General features: G+C 27.0%; 2 protein-coding genes. Both read left to right on the top strand.

Annotated elements, in window-relative coordinates:
* On the top strand, window positions 1-313 hold a 313-nt coding region (gene rimP / locus K0039_RS21535), incomplete at its 5' end, for a ribosome maturation factor RimP (protein WP_228106916.1).
* A gap of 29 nt (window positions 314-342) precedes the next feature.
* Window positions 343-440 (top strand): NusA N-terminal domain-containing protein (locus K0039_RS23670; RefSeq protein WP_272491558.1); only part of this gene is annotated, 98 nt, incomplete at its 3' end.

Genomic DNA, 440 nt, shown 5'->3' with positions numbered 1-440 from the left:
AAATGAATGTGAATTAGTTAGTAGAGAATTAAGTCCAATACTAGATGAAAAAGACCCTATAAAAGAGAATTACTTTTTAGAGGTATCTTCTCCAGGGCTTGATAGAGCATTAAAAAAAGACAGAGATTTTGTTAGCTATCAAGGTAGAGATGTTGATTTAAAATTATATAAACCATTAAATGGATGTAAACAATTTGAAGGTGAACTTGTAGGATTAACAGAAGATAATAATATAAAAATCATTGTAAATGGTAAGGAAATTGAATTTAATAGAAAAGATGTTGCTATTGTCAGATTAGCAATAAAGTTTTAGTGGTATATTAAATAGGGAGGATATAAAAAATGAATCATGAATTTATGGAAGCATTAGATGAATTAGTAGTTGACAGAGGTATAGATAAAGAAATACTTATAGATACTATAGAACAAGCTCTTTTAAC

Origin of the sequence: Terrisporobacter mayombei, from assembly GCF_020748465.1 — a bacterium.
GTDB classification, from domain to species: domain Bacteria; phylum Bacillota; class Clostridia; order Peptostreptococcales; family Peptostreptococcaceae; genus Terrisporobacter; species Terrisporobacter mayombei.
The sequence above is the reverse complement of the archived record's forward strand: the minus strand, read 5'-3'. Positions and strand labels throughout refer to the sequence as shown.